9 protein-coding genes and 1 pseudogene are annotated in these 19,184 nt (G+C 70.2%); 9 read left to right on the top strand and 1 reads right to left on the bottom strand.

Annotated features, from left to right (window positions below; translation table 11 throughout):
• Positions 1 to 206: 206 nt before the first annotated feature.
• From FBY22_RS33885 to FBY22_RS33855, 7 genes are all read left to right on the top strand, one after another.
• Complete coding sequence (locus FBY22_RS33885) at positions 207 to 7,358, top strand: ricin-type beta-trefoil lectin domain protein (RefSeq protein ID WP_142151791.1); 7,152 nt, start codon at positions 207 to 209, stop codon at positions 7,356 to 7,358.
• A gap of 34 nt (positions 7,359 to 7,392) precedes the next feature.
• The gene (locus tag FBY22_RS33880) at positions 7,393 to 8,115 is read left to right on the top strand and encodes a hypothetical protein (RefSeq protein WP_142151790.1); all 723 of its coding nucleotides are present in this window, start codon (positions 7,393 to 7,395) and stop codon (positions 8,113 to 8,115) included.
• 784 nt (positions 8,116 to 8,899) lie between these two features.
• The gene (locus FBY22_RS33875) at positions 8,900 to 9,931 is read left to right on the top strand and encodes a LacI family DNA-binding transcriptional regulator (RefSeq protein WP_260845246.1); all 1,032 of its coding nucleotides are present in this window, start codon (positions 8,900 to 8,902) and stop codon (positions 9,929 to 9,931) included.
• Between the two features lie 389 nt (positions 9,932 to 10,320).
• A complete protein-coding gene (locus FBY22_RS33870) occupies positions 10,321 to 11,814 on the top strand; it encodes a glycoside hydrolase family 32 protein (RefSeq protein ID WP_142151788.1) in 1,494 nt (497 codons plus the stop codon).
• A 76-nt stretch (positions 11,815 to 11,890) separates the two neighbouring features.
• A complete protein-coding gene (locus FBY22_RS33865) occupies positions 11,891 to 13,234 on the top strand; it encodes a sugar ABC transporter substrate-binding protein (RefSeq protein ID WP_142151787.1) in 1,344 nt (447 codons plus the stop codon).
• 77 nt (positions 13,235 to 13,311) lie between these two features.
• On the top strand, positions 13,312 to 14,301 hold the full coding sequence (locus FBY22_RS33860) for a carbohydrate ABC transporter permease (RefSeq protein ID WP_142151786.1): 990 nt from the start codon (positions 13,312 to 13,314) through the stop codon (positions 14,299 to 14,301).
• Positions 14,302 to 14,303: 2 nt separating this feature from the next.
• On the top strand, positions 14,304 to 15,140 hold the full coding sequence (locus tag FBY22_RS33855; RefSeq protein WP_142151785.1) for a carbohydrate ABC transporter permease: 837 nt from the start codon (positions 14,304 to 14,306) through the stop codon (positions 15,138 to 15,140).
• A gap of 129 nt (positions 15,141 to 15,269) precedes the next feature.
• Here FBY22_RS33855 and FBY22_RS46095 read toward each other — a convergent pair.
• A pseudogene (locus tag FBY22_RS46095) lies at positions 15,270 to 15,734 on the bottom strand (GNAT family N-acetyltransferase); the annotation flags it as partial.
• A gap of 109 nt (positions 15,735 to 15,843) precedes the next feature.
• Between FBY22_RS46095 and FBY22_RS33845 the strand changes: the two are divergent.
• Positions 15,844 to 17,655 carry a long-chain fatty acid--CoA ligase gene (locus FBY22_RS33845; protein WP_142151784.1) on the top strand — a complete coding sequence of 604 codons (1,812 nt, stop codon included), beginning with the start codon at positions 15,844 to 15,846 and terminating at the stop codon, positions 17,653 to 17,655.
• A 158-nt stretch (positions 17,656 to 17,813) separates the two neighbouring features.
• Positions 17,814 to 19,109 carry an esterase family protein gene (locus FBY22_RS33840; RefSeq protein WP_142151783.1) on the top strand — a complete coding sequence of 432 codons (1,296 nt, stop codon included), beginning with the start codon at positions 17,814 to 17,816 and terminating at the stop codon, positions 19,107 to 19,109.
• The last annotated feature ends 75 nt before the right edge of the window (positions 19,110 to 19,184 follow it).

The raw sequence follows: 19,184 nt of genomic DNA, 5'->3' as shown, positions 1-19,184 counted from the left end.
TTTGACCGTTACATGACGTGATCATTACCACATGACCACAGGGAACTCTGGATTTCTTCACGACCCGACCACAGAATCTGGCCGATCTTGAAGTGGCTACACCTGCGGACATTCCCAGGCGCCGCTCCACCTTGTTTCGGGTCGACCGGGGGAATTTCGCCGTGCCCTTCTTCCCGTCCGCGCGCCGTCGCAGACACCGTTCCGCCGTGCTCGCGCCGGTGGCCGTGGCAGTGGCCCTCGCCCTGCTGCCCGCCCAGGCGTTCGCCTCGCCGCCGGACCCCACCACCGCGGACGCCCCGCGTGAAGACGTCGACCTGCTCAATCTCGCCGAGGACGACACGGTCACCGGCACCACCCGGGACCCCGGCCTCGACAGCATCCGCACGGACCAGCCCACCGACCAGACCGATGCACCCGCCGGCACCACCACCCCGGCCCCGGCCGGCACCGCGGCGGTCGACTTCAGCGGCACCACCACCCAGTCGGCCGCGCTGCGCACCGGCGATACCGCCACGGCCACGCAGACCGACTACAAGCCCGCAGGCCAGCTCCCGGTGAAGCTGGGACAGGCGCCCGACGCCCCCGCGCCCAGCGGCACCTGGCAGGTCGGCGTCTTCGACCGCGCCGCCCCCGAGGCCCAGGGTCTCGACGGCACCCTCGTCAAGGTGACCGCGCCGACCACCGGTTCGGTGCCGATCTCGGTCCAGCTCAGCTACCAGAAGTACGAGAACTTCTACGGCGCCGACTGGGCCTCCCGGCTGCAGTTCGTCCAGTTCCCCGAGTGCTACCTGACCACCCCGGACATCGAGGAGTGCCGGCAGTACACCGAGCTGGACACGGTCAACGACCCGCACGACAGGACCGTGACGGCCACCGTCGACACCGCCGCCGACGGCACCGTCAGCCAGGCCGCGGCGAGCGGGTCCGGTACCTCCGGCGCGGGCGTCATGCGGGCCTCCTACGTCCGGCCGGCCGCCACGAGCGGTGACAGCGCCGTCATCGGCGCCGTCGACTCCGGCTCCGGTCCGGCCGGCACCTTCAAGGCCACCCCGCTGGCCTCCGACGGCAAGTGGGCCTCGGGCGACTCCTCCGGCGCCTTCACCTGGTCCTACCCGCTGCAGGTGCCCCCGGCGCCGGCCGGACCCCGCCCGCAGATCTCCTTCGACTACAACTCCCAGGCGGTGGACGGGAAAACGGCCACCTCCTCGCCCCAGTCCTCCTGGATCGGCGAGGGCTGGAACTACGACCCCGGGCACATCGAGCGCCGCTACCGCAGCTGCAAGGACGACCGCGACGACACGGCCGCCGGCACGCCCAACAACAAGGACAAGAAGTACAAGACGTCCGACCTGTGCTGGGTGTCGTACAACGCCGTGCTCTCGCTCGGCGGCAAGACCTCCCAGCTGGTCCGGGTCGGGGACACCAGCAGCTACCGGCTGGAGAAGGACGACGGTACCCGGGTCGAGCTGAAGACAGGCGGTGACAACGGCGACAACAACGGCGAGTACTGGGTCGTCACCACCCCCGACGGCACGCAGTACTACTACGGCCTGAACAAGGTGGGCGGCGGTCACGCCGACACCGGCTCCGTCTTCACCGTCCCCGTCTTCGGCAACCACCCCGGGGAGCCCTGCCACAAGGACGCCTTCGCCGACTCCCGTTGCACCGCGAGCGACGGCACCAAGCAGCAACAGGCGTGGAGTTGGGGCCTGGACAAGGTCGTCGACGTGCACGGCAACACCATGGTCGTCACCTGGCACAAGTCAACCAACTACTACGCCGTCAACAAGAAGTTCAAGACGCCCGAGAAGTACGTTCGCGGCGGCTACCCCGACACCATCGAGTACGGGATGCGCCCCGACAGCCTCACCAGCCCGTCCGCGAAGATCGTCTTCGACGCCGTGCAGCGCTGCGTGGAGACCGACGGCTCCTGCGCCGCCGACAAGTTCGACGACACCTCGAACCCCGCCTCCTACCGCCCCTGGTGGGACAGCCCCGGCAACCTCAACTGCAAGTCCGACTCCAAGCTGTGCCCCGCCTTCCCGTCCTTCTGGATCCGGATGCGGCTCGGCACCGTGACCACCTACGCCGCCCGCCCCGGCGGCAGCGGCCTGGCCCGCGTCGACACCTACACCCTCCACCACTCCTTCCCGCGCGACTGGTACAACACCTCGCCCGGACTGTGGCTGGACTCCATCACCCGCACCGGCTACGCGCCCGGCGACAGCACCGGCACCCTGCTGACCAAGTCCGGCGTCAGCTTCGGGCCGTACGTCGTCAGCAAGGACGACCCGCTCGGCGGCTACCTCAAGGACCAGCAGCTGCCCAACCTGGTCCCCCGCTACAAGGGCGACCCGCGTCCCGGCTTCACCCGGCCCCGCATCGGCACGGTGTCCACCGAGAACGGCGGCGACTTCGAGGTCGTCTACCGCGGCGGCTGCCGCACCGAACCGTCCGTCGACCCCGCCGACAACCACGGCACCTGCTACCCCGTGCGCTGGTCACCGGACGCGGAACTGGCCAAGCCCCCGCTCGCCTGGTTCAACAAGTACGTCGTCGACTCGGTCACCGAGATCGACAAGATCTCCGGTGTCTCGGACCGCGTGACCACCAAGTACGCCTACAGCGATGCCGCCTGGAGCCAGGACGACGACGAGCTCACCAAGCCGAGTCTGCGCACCTACAGCGTCTGGCGGGGCTACCAGAAGGTCGCCACCATCCGCGGCGCCAAGAACGGCGGCACCACCGTCGGCGTCCCGCAGACCCAGTCGTACGGCGTCACCCGCTACTTCCGAGGCACCGGCGGCGCGCTGAAGGACTCCACCGGCACGGTCACCCTGGCCGCCGACGACGCCCCGCAGTACGCCGGCATGGCGGCAGAGACCCTCGCCTACGACGGCACCGGCGGCCGGCTGCTCAAGCGCACCCTGAACTACCCCTGGTCGCACCAGACGGCCTCCCGCACCCGGGACGGCGGACTCGACCCGCTGCTCGCCTTCCAGGTCGGCGTCCGGCGCACCGACGCCATCCAGATCGTCGACACCAGCTGGCAGGAGGTGCGCACCGAGACCGAGTTCGAGACCGATCACGGGCTGCCGTGGCAGGTGCAGACCGCCGTGGTCAAGCCCGACGGCAGCGGCGAGAAGCTCAGCGACTACGCCTGCGCGCGCACCGACTACGTCAACAACGAGGACGCCAACCTCATCGGCCTTCCCAAGCAGGTCCGGATGACGGCGACCTCCTGCGACGGCTGGGCCACCGCCGACCCGGCCACCCAGCTGATGAACGCCACTCGCACCAGCTACGACAACCTCGCCTGGGGCGCGACCCCCACCAAGGGCCTGCCCACCAGCACCGCCAACCCCGACGGCACCGGCGTCGGCTACTCGGTCGTCACCGGCCGCAGCTACGACCCGCTCGGCCGGCTGCGCAAGATCACCGACCCGCTCAAGGGCGTCACCGAGACCCAGTACACGCCCGCCGACATCGGCGGACCGGTCACCGCCATCAAGACGATCAATCCCAAAGGCCACACCAGCACCACCACCTACGATCCGGGCCGCGGCCTCGCCCTGACCGTCACCGACACCAACGGCCACGTCTCCCGCAGCGAGTACGACGCCCTGGGCCGTCTGACCAAGGGCTGGTCCGCGTCCCGCTCCTCCGGCGACCAGTCCCCGGACGTCATCATCGGCTACCAGATGGCCGCCGTCACCTCCACCTCGACCAAGCCCACCGCGGTCACCGTGCAGACCATCAAGGACGACGGAAGCTACGCCAAGCAGATCACCCTGTACGACGGCCTGGGCCGCCAGTTCCAGGTGCAGAGCGAGGCCCACGGCCCCGGCCGCGTCATCGTCGACACCCGCTACGACGACCACGGCCTGGTCCGAGACAAGACTGGCGACTACCTCGCCAAGGGCGAGCCGGAAGCCGCCCAGTTCAAGCCCAAGAGCCTCAGCCTGGTGCCGAGCATGACCCGGACCACGTACGACGGTCTGGAGCGCCCGGTGAAGATGACCGCGCTGCACAGCGGCACGGCCGTCTACTCCGACACCACCAGCTACGGCGACAACTGGACGCTCGCCAAGCCGGCCGGCGGCGCCACCCCGGCGACCAAGACGACCACCGACGCGCTCGGCCGGCCCACTCAGGTCCAGCACTTCACCAACAAGGACCTCACCGACTGGCGCTCCACCTGGTACTCCTACGACGCGCGCGGCAACCGCACCTCCGTCAAGGACCACCAGGGCAACCTCTGGACCTACACCTACGACGCCCGCGGCCGGCTGGTCGACTCCACCGACCCCGACCTCGGCCACTCCTCCTTCTCGTACGACGACCTCGACCGCCAGACCAAGGCGACCGACGCCAACCAGAAGGCGACGTACACCGACTACGACGCCATCGGCCGGGTCACCTACGTCCGCGAAGGCTCGGCCACCGCGACGCCGGTCAAGGAGTTCACCTACGACCTGCCCGGCGCGGCCGGCAAGCCCGCCTCCTCCATCCGGCACGACGCCGGGGGCGACTACGTCGACTCCGTCACCGGCTACGACAGCGAGTACCGGCCCACCGGACGAGAGATCACCGTCCCCGCGAACGCCAACACCAGCGGTCTCGCGGGCACTTACCAGTACGCGTACACCTACACGCCCACCGGCAAGCCCCTGAGCGTGACCCTCCCGGCCGTCGGCGGCCTAGCCAAGGAGAAGGTCGTCACCCGCTACGACAGCGACGGCCTGGCCCAGTCCACCTCCGGCCAGACCTGGTACACCTCCGACGTCACCTACTCGCCGTACGGCGAACCCCTGCGCACCGTCAGCGGCGCGCAGCCCTACCGGGTGTGGACGACGAACTTCATCGACGAGCACACCGGCCGCGTCCAGCGCACCGTGTGGGACCGGGAGACCGCCGACTCCCACCGGATCTCGGACTCCTACTACTCCTACGACCGTGCCGGCAACGTCACCTCCAGCGCCCGCAAGCAGACCACCGGGTCGACGAGCGCCTGGGACACCCAGTGCTTCACCTACGACTACTTGGGCGAGATGGTCGACGCCTGGACCTCCACGGTGGCCGTCGGCACGGCCGGCACCGGGTGCAAGTCCGCCAACGGCACCGCCTGGGGCTACCGGGAGGACGGCCAGTCCTCGGCCGGACCCATCGCCGAGGCCCCAGACTCCGCCACCGACGCCACCGCGCCCGACAGCGACATGGCGGCCTCGCTGAACGCCGCCGCGCCCGCCTCCGGCACGGTCTCCACCGACATCAACGCCTACTGGCAGTCCTTCACCTTCGACGCGATCGGCAACCGCGCGAGCCTCACCGAGCACGACCCCGCCGACACGACGAAGGACGCCAAGAGCGCCTACACCTACGGCGTACAGACCAGTGCCGGCACCCTCAACCAGCCGCACACCCTGACCAAGGTCACCCCCTCCACCGGCACGGCGTCGAGCTACACGTACACCGCCGTCGGCAACGCCGAGACTCGCACGCTGCCCGGCGGCACCCAGAGCCTCGTCTGGAACTCCGAGGACAAGGTCACCGAGGTCAAGGGCGCCGGTGACGGCGCCGGAGCGGTCGTCGGCCTGTCCGGCAAATGCCTGGACGACGCCAACGGCTCCACCGCCGACGGCAACCCCGTCCAGCTCTACCGGTGCAACAACTCCCGCGCCCAGCAGTGGAAGACCACCAGCGACAGCCTGCGGATCTTCGGCAAGTGCGCGAGCGCCACCGGCACCGCGAACGGCACCAAGATCCTGCTGGCCACCTGCGACGGCAGCAGCGCCCAGAAGTTCACCGTCCGCGCCTCCGACAAGAGCCTCTACCACGCGGCCTCGGGCAAGTGCGTCGACGTACCGAACTCCAACGACGCGGACAGCACCGACCTGCAGCTCTACACCTGCAACGGCACTGCCGCCCAGCAGTGGACCCCGGCCGACCGCACCACGTACGTCTACGACGGCGCGGGCACCCGCCTGCTGGAGCACACCGCCGCGGGCAGCATCCTCTACCTGGGCGAGACCGAGGTCAGCGCCGACATCAACGGCAACATCGTCGGCGCCTCCCGCAGCTACGCCCAGACCGGCGCACCCACCGTGGTCCGCTCCGTCAAGTACGGCGCCACCACGGGCCACAAGCTGAGCATCCTGCTCACCGACCAACTCGGTACCGCCACCACGTCGGTGGACGAGACCAGCGGGCAGACCCTCACCCGCCGCTTCGTCAAGCCGTTCGGCGAGACCCGCGGCAGCCAGCCCTTCAGCTGGCCGAACAAGCGCTCCTACCTGCGCACCGGCATCGACGACACGGGCACCGGCCTCATCCACCTCGGCGCCCGCGAGTATGACCAGTCCACCGGCCGCTTCCTCTCCGCCGACCCGGTCATCGACCCGTCCGACCCGCTGCAGATCAACGGCTACTCCTACGCCGGCAACAACCCGGTCACCAAGAGCGACCCGGACGGTCTGCAGGCCATCGAGTGCTGGGAGGGGACGGCGGTGTGCCGCAACGGAGTGCCCGTCGCGGCGCAACCCCCGCCGGAGATCGCACCGGAGCGCGCGCTCACCCAGGGCACGGTCAGCGGCCGCCAGGTAATCTACGACGAGCGCGGCGTCCCGCACACGCTCGGCCAGCGGACGAACAACGTCTCGGAGCAGGTCGCGTTCGACTACATGAACGATGACCTGCGCAACGGCGGCAAGTACTACGACGGTTCCGCGAACGGCAGCGGCTCCCGGTACCTGTGGCAGGACGACAAGGGCGTCATCCCCAGGAAGGGACTGATGCACGGCCCCAACGGCGACCATGTCGCGGCCGGTGTCACGGCTGACTTCATCAAGGTCACCTGGAAGAACGGCAAGATCGTGTCCGTCGACACCTGGGACGCCAACGAGAGCAAGGCCAAGGTGTTCAACGCGGACAACGTCGCCAGCACCGTTTCCAACAAGATGAACACCAGCGACAGCGGCAAGGGCCAGACCCAGAACACCGTCTACGTCGCGAAGAGCCAGGCCGAGGCGGAGGCGATCCGGGACAAGTTCGTCGGCAACAAGCACGTCCGCGTGATCTGGCCGGACGGCGCTTTCGACACGCAACGCGTGCAGCCGCTGGTCCGCAAGATCAACGGAGGAACCATCCGGATCACCCCCGGCGAGGTCACCGCGAAGGCCCCCAGCGTGCCCGATGTGCCGTCCGAGCCCAGGTCGGGCGGGGGAGGCAGCCGGGTCGGCAAGCTCATGGGCGGTCTCGGGGTCATCGGCGACCTGTACATGATCTGGGACGCCACCCGTTCCTGGCAGCGCGGCTGCGACGGCTGGCTCGTCTCCTGTGACCCGGCACCGATGATGTGAGCATGAGGGGCGGAAAGAGACCGAGGAGAGGGTCATGGCGAAAGAGCGAGTGACGGTATGCGTCCCCCCGTGCGACCCGGGGGACGTCGCCGAGGCCATCGGCGCGGCCATGGCGCCGTTCGACTACAACCGGGACGTCGGGGTCGGCGATCCAGACGTCGAGACCTGGTGGGACTACTGGCAGATCGACGGCGGAGGGATCGAGTTCCCGGTCGTCGCGGGGTACGAGGACGACCCGCGCCTTATCCGGGGTGCCAAGGCCCTGTCCGGAGAGCCGCGCGACCTTCCGCCTTCACTGTGCGACGGCGGGCCACGCGCGCTGCTGGATCTCGAAACGCCGCGTGCCCGGGCGGCCGCCCGGGCACGGCGGACGTTCGAAGCGTGGCAGGAATTCTCCGCCGCCTACCCGCCCACCCTGCCGTCGAGCCATTTCCGGGCCAGGCACTTCGCCGACCCGGAGGGCTACCCGCAGGCACAGGCCCTGGAGGACTACCGCACCCAGCCGGCCATCGTGGCGCTCGGGGACAACCCCGAGCTCCGCGAGCTGATCGGCGGCGACCCGGCCGCCCGCCTGACCGGTGACGTCGAAGCGTACGTACGGGCAGCCGCCGACCAGGCCCTCCCCTCCCACGCCCTGCTGACCCTGGACGGCCGCTGGCTGGTCGTCGGGAACGCCGAGCGGCGCCACTACTTCAACGACTACCTGGACGCACTCCGGGCCGACACGTACGTCGTCCGCGTGCTCTACCACGGCTGAGGTTCGCGTCCGCCACTATGCGCCTGGAGCAGAGTGTTCTCATTCTGTTTTGGGCCCGATGCTCCCGGCCCTGGGCAAGTATGCGTGAGGTGGAGCCCGCGCTCAGAGCACGGCGGTGAGGTGGCCAGGTGCCATACTGCGGCTACATGGGGATGCTTCTCGTCATACATGTCGTCCGCTTTCGAACCGGCGGGATCGGCCTCGATGCCTTTGTTTCCGGCCCCTTGAGGCCACGTTGAGGCCGCAAGGACAGGAACAGACGGAAAAGAGCTGAGGAGCACCGATAAAGTTCGCCCTTTCTGACCTGCTGAAACGTCACAGATAAGCCTTGATCGGCAAGAGCCGCCGAGATCCTCAAAGGACTCATAATCCGTCGGCCGTGGGTTCGAGTCCCACCCGCCCCACCAGTGCAGGTCCCCGGTGTATGGGGAAACGTCTCAGCGGGGCTCGAGTAACGCCTCGGACCCGATGCCGGTCAGATGCCGGGTCAGATATTGGGCGGACGAGGCCCACCGCGCCGACGAGCCGGCGCCCTTCTCGAAGATCACTGTCCGGGATCGATCGGCCGTACCGGCTGTGCCGCGGTCCGGGCGCCTGCCTGCTCCGGTGCCGCAAGGGCGCCCTCAGTGTGCGGACACCCCGTGGCCACGAGTTCGTAACGAGGCATTGACAGTCGCTCCCGCTGACGGCACTCTCATGTCCACACGGTTGGCTAAACGATTAGCCAACCCGGAATCAACCACTTTGGGCAGGGGTAATGGCGCGCCGGATCGGGATCAAGGACGTGGCTGCGGCGGCAGGTGTGTCGACCGCGACCGTGTCCCACGTCCTGAACCGGGTCGAGGGCAAGCGGATCAGTGAGGAGACGCGTCAGCGGGTCTGGAAGGCCGCCGACGAACTCGGATACGCGCCCAACGGCCTGGCCCGCGGGCTGCGGACCCAGCGGTCGCAGACCATCGGCTTCGTCAGCGACGAGATCGCCACCACCCCCCACGCGGGCCGGATGATCCTGGGGGCCCAGGAGGCCGCCGCGGCCGAGGGCCTGGTGCTGCTGCTGGTCAACACCAGCGGCGACGCCGAACTGGAGCGCACCAGCATCGACATGCTGCTCCAGCGTCAGGTGGACGGCGTGCTGTACGCGGCCATGTACCACCGCATCGTGACCCTGCCGGAAGCGCTGCGGGCCACACCCACCGTGCTGCTCGACGCCGGCTCGCCCGACCCCGCCATCCCCTCCGTGGTGCCCGACGAGGTCCAGGGCGGTTACGTGGCGGTGCGCGAGCTGATCGACCACGGTCACCACCGGATCGGCGTGACCGTGCAGACCGTCGACCTTCCCGCCCGCAACGGCCGCCTGGAGGGCTACCGCAAGGCGCTCGCCGAGGCCGGCATCGCCTACGACCCGTCACTGGTCGCGGCCGAGACTGCAGTGCCGTTCAACACCGTCGGCGGTGACGTGGACACCGGATACCGGGCCGCACGCCGCCTGCTGACGGCGGATCAGCGCCCGACAGCCCTGTTCTGCTTCAACGACCGGATGGCCGCGGGGGCTTACCGGGCCGCCGCCGAACTGGAGCTGTCCATCCCCGGAGACCTGTCCGTCATCGGGTTCGACAACCAGGAACTGGTCTGCGAGTCGGTCCACCCGCAGCTGAGCACCGTTCAGCTCCCGCACTACGAGATGGGGGCACGGGCCGTGGCCCAACTGCTCGCACTCACCAAGACTCCGGGCCGGCCACCGGGCCCGGACACGAAGGAAAAGCTGCCTTGCCCGCTGGTGGCGCGGGCATCGGTCGCTTCGCCGCCCCGACTCTGACCCCGGGACGGCGAAGCTCTCGCACCGTGACAGGCGACCGTCGCAACCGGTCGTCGGTCCTGCCAGTTACGTGGAACACAGTGAGGGTACACACATGTCCCCCGACATTCTCAACGAGCCGTCGCACCGCCATGACCGGCTGATTCACCACAGCGCCGCGGAGTACTGACCCGCGCTCCCGCCGACCCGTCGGTCGGCGCCGCACACCACCCCTCCCGCGCCTCGCCGCCGGCCGCACGCCGGCCCCGGCCTCCGTCGCCCTGCCACGGGGCCTTCGACAGGCGCCGCGGGAGGCCACCTTCACCGAGTCCACGAGGCGATCGTGGCCGGCCGCGTCCGGTCACCGCCCGTCCTCGCATGCTCCGCCGCACATACCGAAAGGCACGCGTGTGTCCACCGCGCCCTGCGATCCGTACCGGCCCGTCGCGCATCTGCGACCACCCCGGAACTGGATCAACGACCCCAACGGGCTGGTCTTCCATGACGGCCACTACCACGTCTTCCACCAGTACAACCCGTACGGCGCGACGCACGCGAACATGCACTGGGGCCACTTCCGCAGCCCCGACCTGCTGAGCTGGGAGCCGCTGCCGATCGCCCTCACCCCGGCCCCCGGCGGCGTGGACGCCGACGGCTGCTTCTCCGGCAACGCCGTCTCCGACGGCCACCGCCTCGTCGTCTTCTACTCCGCGAACCGCCGCGACCGCTCGCCGCAGCACCAGCCGGTCACCACCGCCGTCTCCCACGACGGCGGCCGGACCTTCACCCCGCGCGGCGGCCTGCTCGTCCCCGACTGGCCCGAGGACTGCACCATGTACCGCGACCCGTACGTCTGGCGGGACGGCGACCGGTGGCGGATGCTGGTCGGCGCCGCCCTCGCGGACGGCCGGGGCGCGGCCCTGCTGTACGAGTCGGCGGACCTGGAGACATGGAACCTGCGGGGTCCCTTCGACGCCCGCCGGCAGGAGCCGGTCGGCGTCACCGGCCTGCACACCGGCGAGGGCTGGGAATGCCCCCAGTACCTGCCGCCACGGCCCGGACGCCCCGGGGCGCTCATCTTCAGCGCCTGGAACGACCATGACGGCGACCGCTGCGTGACGGTACTCACCGGCGAGGAACGCGACGGCGTCTTCGCGGCCGGACCGCCCGCCCTCGCGGACCACGGCCCGGACTGCTACGCCCCAGCCCTCCTGCGGGCGCCGGGCGACCGGTGGCTGCTGTGGGGCTGGTCCCCGGAGGCCCGCGAGGAGGGCTGGGCGGTCGCGGACGGATGGGCCGGCGTCCTGACCCTGCCCCGCGAGATCACCGTCGCCGCCGACGGCACGCTGCACCAGCGGCCCGCCGTCGAACTCCTCGCCCTGCGCGGCGAGCACACGCTCCACGCGGAGGGCTCGGCCCACCAGGAATCCGTCGAACTGGGTGGCGTGGGCCGCGCCTTCGACCTGACGGCCCGGCTGGAGGCGACCGGGGCGGCGAGCCTGCGGCTGCTCACCGGCCCGGACGAGTACCTCGACATCCGCCTCGACGCCGCCGCGGGCGAACTGGTCGTCGACCGCGACCACGCCTCGTCCGACGGCCGCGCCCACCGCGGCTCCCACCGCATGCCCTGCCCCACCGGCCGGCCCGTGGACCTGCGTGTGGTGGTCGACCACTCCATCGCCGAGGTCTTCCTGACCACCACCGGCCAGGTGCTCACCGTGCGCTTCTACCCCACGGGCGACGGCCCCTGGCGCCTTCAGGCCCGCACCGCGCCGGACACGCGCCTGAACTACACGGTCGACGCCTGGCACCTGCTGCCGCTCACGGTCAAGGAGCCGAGCGCCGACACCGACCTGCCCCACCGCCAGGTCCTCACGACCGAGTCGTCGCCCTCGTCGCCGTAAGGCACGGGGCGGTCTCGAACCCCCACACCTCCGCACCACCCAACCTCGCCCGCACCACACACCGGAGGCACCCAGCATGAACCCCGGCACCCCAAGACTCCGCCGTACGGCCGCCACGGCCGTCGCCCTCGCCCTGCCCCTGGCCGCGCTGGCCGCCTGCGGAGGGGGCAGCGGCACCGGCACCTCCGCCGAACAGGGCAGCGGCACCGGCACCATCACCGTCTGGGCCCACCAGGGGCAGGCGAGCGAGGCAGCCGCCCTGCAGAACGCGGTGAAGACGTTCAACTCCTCGCAGAAGAAGATCAAGGTCAAGCTGACGCTGATCCCCGACACCGACTACACCAAGACCATCACCGCCACCGACGCCGCCAAGCTGCCGGACGTGATGGAGTTCGACGGCCCGACGATGGCCAGCTTCGTCTACAACAAGAAGCTCGCCGCGATCGACTCCTACGTCTCCGCGAAGACCCTGGCCAACGCCACCCCCGCCATCAAGGCCGAGGGCAGCATCGACGGCAAGCAGTACGGGCTGGGCATGTACGACTCCGGGCTCGGCGTCTACGGCAACAAGAAGCTGCTGGACGCGGCCGGCGTCAAATACCCCAAGGGCCTGGCCGACGACTGGACGGCGGCCGAGTTCACCGACGCCGTCAAGAAGCTGGCCGCCAAGGACTCCGACGGCAAGAGCCTGGACCTGCAGGAGAGCAACGGGTTCGCCAACGAGTGGGGCACCTACGGCTTCGCCCCCGTCGTCTGGTCGGCCGGCGGCTCCCTGCTGAAGAACGGCAAGGCCGAAGGCGCCCTGGACACCCCGGCGGTGACCTCCGCGCTGAAGACCTTCCAGTCCTGGAAGCGGTACGTCGACCCCAACACCGACGGCAACGCCTTCGCCAAGGGCCGCGTCGCCCTGAGCTGGGTGGGCCACTGGATGTACCCCGCCTACAGCAAGGCCGTCGGCAAGGACCTCGTCGTGCTGCCGCTGCCCGACTTCGGCAACGGCCCCAAGACCGGCCAGGGCTCCTGGGCATGGGGCATCGGCGCCGACACCAAGAACGGCAAGGCGGCCGGCGCCTTCCTCGACTCCCTGCTCAACGACACCAACGTCACCGCGATGACCACGGCCAACGGTGCCCCTCCCGGAACGCGGAGCGCGCTCACCAAGAGCAGCCTGTACAAGCAGGGCGGCCCGCTCCAGCTCTTCGCCGACCAGCTCGCCAAGCCCTGCGGTGACAGCGACATCGCCAAGTCCTGCGTCGCCGTGACCCGCCCGGTCACCGCCGGATACCCCACGGTGACCGCCAAGTTCAGCCAGGCGCTCAGCGACGTCTACGGCGGCGCCGACCCCAAGACGGCGCTGGCCAAGGCCGCCCGCGCCATCGACCAGGACTTCTCGGACAACGACGGCTACCAGCTTCAGTAGCCGGCATCCAGCAGCCGGGAGGGCCGGACGCGCCCTGACAGCGTCCGTCCCTCCCGGCCGGGAAGAGGACCCCTACCGTGACCATCGTGAATCCCGCGCCCGCCGCACCGGACAGGCGGAAGCCGAGCGCACCACCGACGTCCCCCGAACCCGTACGCTCCCGGCGCCCCAACCGCGACGCCCTGCACGGGCTGTTGATGTCCGCGCCCGCTCTCGGCGGACTGATCGCCTTCGTCGCAGTGCCGTTCGTCTACGCCGTCGTCCTGTCCTTCTACAACGTGCGGCTCGGCTCGCCGCTGCCGCCGCGCTTCTTCGGCATCGAGCAGTACCGGCGCATCTTCACCGACCCCGACATGTCGGGCCCGTTCCTGCGGGCCCTGCTGAACAACCTGACCTTCGCCGTGGTCGTCGTACCCCTGCAGACGGGTCTCGCGCTGGCGCTGGCCATCCTGCTCAACCGCAAGCTCAAGGCCATCGGCGTCTTCCGGTCCCTGTTCTTCCTGCCGGTCGTCTTCCCCATGGCCCTGGTGGCGGTCATCTGGCGGCTCATCCTCGCCCGCAGCGGCGACGGCCTGCTCAACTCGGCGCTGCACGCGGTCAGTTTCGGCAACTGGGGGGCCTTCGACTGGCTCGGCGACAGCCTCACCGCCATGGCCTCGGTCATCGTGCTGTCCGTGTGGCAGGGCGTCGGCTTCCAGATGGTCATCCTGCTCGCCGGCCTCCAGCAGATCCCCGGCGAGCTCTACGAGGCCGCCGAACTCGACCGGGCCTCGCGGTGGCAGCAGTTCCGGCACGTCACCCTGCCGGGCATCCGCGGCACCCTCGTGTTCGTCGCCATGCTCACCTCGGTGCTGTCCTTCCGCGTCTTCGACCAGGTCTACGTCCTCGTCCACGGCGGCGGACTCGACGAGGACGCCACCCGCACGGTGATGTACCAGGCCGTGACCACGGCCTTCGACCAGAACAACATCGGACAGGCAGCCGCGATCACGGTCGTCTTCTTCCTGATCGTCGTCGCCCTGACCCTCATCCAGCGCCGCGTCGTCCGCCCCGGCAACGAGGACTGATCATGACCCGCACACCCCTGCGCCGCTTCGCCGACTACGCCGTCCTCAGCGTGCTCGCGTTCGTCTTCGTCCTGCCGGTCCTCTATCTGATCCTCGGCAGCTTCAAGCCCTCCGACCAGGTCCTGAACGGCCTGACCGGGTTCCTGCCCACCCACCTGTCCTTCGACAACTACCGGGCCGTCCTCAACAGCTTCGACTCCGACGCCACCGGCTACTTCTGGCGCTTCATGGGCATCTCACTGCTCCTGGCCACCGTCGTCGTGTTCGGCGGGCTGATCGTCAACTCCATGGCCGCCTACGGCCTCACCCGGCTGCGCTGGCGCGGCCAGGGCGCCGTCTTCACCGTCGTCCTGCTCCTGATGCTCGTACCGTTCGAGGCGGTCGCCGTCCCGCTGTTCTACATGTTCAACGAGCAGCGCAACACCGTCTACGTCCAGGCGATCCCCTTCATCGCCAACGCCTTCTCGATCTACCAGTTCTCCACGTTCTTCCGCGCGATCCCGCCCAGCATCGAGGAGGCCGCCCGCATCGACGGCGCGGGGCCCTGGCGTACCTTCTTCGCGATCGTCGTCCCGATGTCGAAGCCGGTGTTCGCCTCGGTCGCGATCCTGACCTTCCTGACCCAGTGGGGTGCCTTCCTCTGGCCCGTCCTGATGGTCTCCGACCCCGCCGTGCGCCCCCTGCCGCTGGAGATGAGCGTCTTCCAGGGGCAGATGCCGGTCGACTGGGGACAGGTCCTGGCCTTCGGCGTCCTGCTGATCCTGCCCGTTCTGATCGTCTTCGCGTTCTTCCAGCGGTGGTTCGTCCAGGGGGTGGCCAGCTCCGCGGTCAAGGGCTGAACCCCGCTGTGTGTCCATCGCGTGTACGGCCGCGGCGACGCTGCCGCGGTCCAACTCGACCTCGGACTCGGCCAGTCCGAGCTCGACCTCCTGCGGGCCGGTGAGCTCGGCGAGGGACAACAGCGCCGCCACCGGGCGGTTCTCGGCGAGGTAGGAGGCGCTGAAGCTGTGGATGTGCCGTTCCAGCGCCGCCTGGGCCAGCAACTCGACCAGGGCGGTCGCCAGTCCGACGCGCCGCCAGGCCGGGTCCACCGCCACGGTGACCTCCGCGACGCCGTCGGCCAGACGTTCGTAACGCGCGATGGCGATGCCCTGGCCGGAGGCGGCTTCCGCCGCGACGAGGGCGAACCGGCGCACGTAGTCCAGCCTGGTCAGCCGGTTCAGCAGGTCCGGCGTGAGGCGCGGCGGGCCGCCCAGGAAGCGGCGGTGCAGCGTCTCGGCGTCCGCCGAGCGGATCGCCGCCGCCAGATCCGGCGCGTCGGACGGCACGATCGGCCGGATCACGACGCGTCGGCCGTCACACAGCCGCAGTTCGCGCTCGTACGCGGACGGATAGCCCGCGGGTACGTCGTCGGGGCGGAGCTGAAGACTCATCGTGCCCCCATCGTGGGATGCCCGTCTCCGCCCCGTCCTGGGCCGGTGGGCCCTGACGCGGTGCTGTTGGTCCCCTTACCGGGGCCCGGCGGAGCGCGACCATGGTGGCATGGAGGAGCCATCGCACGCGGGAACGTGGTACACCCCGGCCAAGTACGTGACGTCGCCTCGGGCGAACGCGACCGACGACATCGTCGACAACGCCCTGCACCGCCCGGACCACGAGGCGTTCGCCCGCAAGGTCGACGGCGGCTGGCGGACGGTCACGTCCAGGGAGTTCGCCGACGAGGTCATGGCGCTGGCCGCGGGGCTGATGGCGGCCGGGATCGCGCCGGGCGACCGGATCGCCCTGATGTCGGGCTCGCGCTACGAGTGGATGCTGTGCGACTTCGCGATCTGGACCGCGGGGGCGGTCAGCGTGCCCGTGTACGAGACCTCGTCCCCGGCGCAGGTCGAGTGGATCCTGCGCGACAGCGGCGCCAGGGCCGTGTTCGTCGAGGGCGAGGAGCGCGCCCGCGTCGTCACCGCCGCCGGGGTGGACTCGGTGGGCGAGGTGTGGCGCCTGGACGGCGGGCTCGGGCGTCTCCTCGAGCTGGGCCGGCCGGTGCCCCGCGAACTGGTCGAGCGGCGGCGGCGCGCGGTCGGCGCCGCCGAGTTGGCGACCGTCGTCTACACCTCCGGTACGACCGGCAGGCCCAGGGGCTGCCTGATCAGTCACGGCAATCTGGTCGCCGAGGTGCGCAACGTCGCCGCCGCCGACAGGATCACGGAGAACGTCCTGACCGACCGCACCACGCTCCTGGTGTTCCTGCCGCCGGCCCACGTCCTGGCCCGGGTCGTCGCGCTGGCCGCCGTGCACAACGGCGCGCAGGTCGCGCACACCAGTGACCTCGAGAACCTCACCACCGAGCTGCGGACCTACCGGCCCACGTTGTTGCTGGCCGTGCCCCGGATCTTCGAGAAGCTGCGCAACACCGCTCAGCGCACGGCGGTGGCGGGCGGGCACGCGAGGATGTTCCGGGCCGCCGAGGCCACGGCCGTGGCCTACAGCGAGGCGCTGGACCAGGGCGGTCCGGGCCTGTGGCTGCGGGTCAGGCGCCGGGTGTTCGACCGGCTGGTCTTCGGGAAGCTGCGGGCGGCGCTGGGCGGCCGGGTCGCCTACGCGTGCAGCGGCGGCGCACCACTGGGGGCCGGTCTCGGGCACTTCATGCGGGGTGCCGGAGTCACCGTGCTGGAGGGCTGGGGGCTGACCGAGACCGCCTCCGGGGTGACCCTCAACCTGCCGACCGCCCAGCGCGTCGGCAGCGTGGGCCGTCCGCTTCCCGGCTGTGCGGTCCGCATCGGTCCCGCAGGCGAGGTGCTGGTGAAGGGGCCGAACGTCTTCGGCGGCTATCTGCACGACGAAGAGGCCACCGCCGAGGCGTTCGACGAGGACGGCTGGTTCCGCACCGGTGACGTCGGGGAGCTGGACGACGGGTATCTGACCGTCACCGGCCGCAAGAAGGACCTCATCGTCACGGCCGTCGGCAAGAACGTGGCGCCCGCCCCGCTGGAGGACCGGCTCCGGGCCCACTGGCTGATCGACCAGTGTGTGCTCGTCGGCGACCGGCGGCCCTACATCGGTGCCCTCATCACGCTGGACCCCGAGTTCCTCACCTGGTGGGGGCGTGAACACGACCGCTCGTGGGCGGGCGGCGTCGCGGAGCTGCGCGACGACCCGGAGCTCAGGTCGGCCGTCCAGGCCGCGGTGGACGAGGCCAACCGGACGGTGTCGGCGGCCGAGTCCATCAGGCGATTCCGCATCCTGAGCCGAGGGTTCGCCGTGGGGGAGGAGCTGACGCCCTCGCAGAAGGTGCGGCGCGGATACGTGACGGCCAAGTTCGCCGCCGACATCGAGGCCCTCTACGCACCGCCCGGCTGAGGAGCGCCCGTTTCGGGCCCGGTGTTTTCCTGCCGCGTGACATAGCGGAACAGGCCATGTCTTCCGCCCAAAGCTCTCGTTACGGAACGCGGAAGGCTCTTCAGCCCTCCTCCTGTGCAGGACAGGTGCACGGGCAGGGATCTCAGGGACTGAGTGACATGGGTTTGACCAGTCGAACGACCGTATACGCGATGGTGGCGCTGGCAGCCCTGTCTGTGGCGCTGCTGGTCTGGCTGTGGCCGCGGCTCGCCAAACCGGGGGTGTGGCAGGTGCTGGGGCGGCTGTGCGCCATCGGTGTGACGCAGGTGACGATCGTCGCCGCTTTCGCCTGCGGGGTGAACTCCTCGTACCAGTTCTTCGGCTCCTGGGGAGAACTGTTCGGCAACGTCGACACCGCCCCCGTGGGCGTGACGCAGGCGGCCGACCAGAACGGCGACGGCTCGGTCAACGGCATAAGCAGCGTGCACGGCTCGCTCGTGCAGCCGGCCGGCAACGAGCAGCTGAGCCGGGTCAGCGGACTGCCCAAGGGGCCGGCCGCCGCCGTCGGCCGGGTGGAGTCCGTGAAGATCATCGGCAAGCGCACCGGCGTCGTCGACCCGGCCTTCGTCTATCTGCCGCCGCAGTACTTCCAGAAGGCCTACCACCGTATGCGCTTCCCGGTGATCGTCGCGCTGAGCGGCTACCCGGGCAGCATCTTCAACCTCGCGCAGCACCTGCGGGTCTCGCAGACCGCGGGCGAGCTGCAGAGCAAGGGCCAGATGCAGCCGACGATCATGGTGATGATCCGGCCCACGATCGCCCCGCCGCGCGACACCGAGTGCGTGGACGTGCCCGGCGGGCCGCAGACCGAGACGTTCCTGGCCAAGGACCTGCCGGAGGCCGTCCGGTCCGTCTACCGGGCCGGCCACGACGCCAGCGCCTGGGGTGTCATGGGGTACTCCTCCGGCGCCAGCTGCGCCCTCCAGCTCACGATGCGCAATCCGCACGTCTACACCACGGCAGCCGCTCTGTCGCCCGACTACAAGGTCAAGGACGACCCCACGACCGGCAACCTCTTCGGCAGCGGTCTGGGCCGCCAGGCCCGGGTCGACGGCCACGACCTGATGTGGCGGCTCGCGAACCTGCCCGCCCCCCAGGTCTCGGTTCTGGTCGCCAACAGCAAGCACGGCGAGAAGGGTTACGCCGAGACCCAGGCGTTCATCAGGGCCGTCAAGGCGCCGATGCGGGTCGCCTCGATCCTGCCCGAGAACGGCAGCCACAACTTCCCCACCTGGGTACGGGAGATGCCCGCCGCCCTGAAGTGGATGAACGCCCAGCTGACCTTCCCGCAGGACGTCGTACCCCGGCACCACCCGAGGAGGACCACCGAGGCCGGGGGCCGGCCCGGACCCGGCCACAGCCCGCTGCGCGCCGAGGGCACCCCGGGCAGGCCCCCGGCCACCACGCGACGGTGAGCCGCTGAAAGCGTGCGGCGACGACACATTCCCCGGCCCCGGCGTGGCACTCGTCCCGCGTAGCGTGGAGGAGAG

Origin of the sequence: Streptomyces sp. SLBN-31, assembly GCF_006715395.1 — a bacterium.
Classification (GTDB): domain Bacteria; phylum Actinomycetota; class Actinomycetes; order Streptomycetales; family Streptomycetaceae; genus Streptomyces.
The sequence above is the reverse complement of the archived record's forward strand: the minus strand, read 5'-3'. Positions and strand labels throughout refer to the sequence as shown.

Bases quoted from the DNA above. Each gene is read 5' to 3' on its own strand.
- FBY22_RS33880 (WP_142151790.1), top strand. From the start codon at position 7,393: ATGGCGAAAGAGCGAGTGACGGTATGCGTCCCCCCGTGCGACCCGGGG.
- FBY22_RS33865 (WP_142151787.1), top strand. From the start codon at position 11,891: ATGAACCCCGGCACCCCAAGACTCCGCCGTACGGCCGCCACGGCCGTC.
- FBY22_RS33855 (WP_142151785.1), top strand. From the start codon at position 14,304: ATGACCCGCACACCCCTGCGCCGCTTCGCCGACTACGCCGTCCTCAGC.
- FBY22_RS33845 (WP_142151784.1), top strand. From the start codon at position 15,844: ATGGAGGAGCCATCGCACGCGGGAACGTGGTACACCCCGGCCAAGTAC.
- FBY22_RS33840 (WP_142151783.1), top strand. From the start codon at position 17,814: ATGGGTTTGACCAGTCGAACGACCGTATACGCGATGGTGGCGCTGGCA.